At 41.9% G+C, this 234-nt stretch carries 1 protein-coding gene; it reads right to left on the minus strand.

All coding sequences use genetic code 11. From position 1 onward, the window contains the following. Positions 1–234: hypothetical protein (locus tag LZZ90_RS14045; protein WP_237791332.1), on the minus strand; the 234-nt coding region annotated here is incomplete at both ends.

The following is a 234-nucleotide window of genomic DNA, read 5'->3' on the forward strand; positions in this document are numbered from 1 at the left end:
ACCGTCGCATTCAACTGTCATATCAGAAGCCTGCACTGAAATTACCGGATTAGTTGTATCCTGAATTGTAAATGTTGCTGAAGTAGTACTTGGGTTACCACAAGAATCAGTAGCAGTAAATGTTACCAGAGCACTTCCTGAATTTCCACAGCCATCACTTAAAGCAGTGAAGTTATGCGACCATGTTACTGAAGAACATACATCGGAAGCAGTTGCACCACCATGACTGTCTAA

The organism is Flavobacterium sp. SM15, assembly GCF_022012335.1.
Taxonomy (GTDB): Bacteria; Bacteroidota; Bacteroidia; order Flavobacteriales; family Flavobacteriaceae; genus Flavobacterium.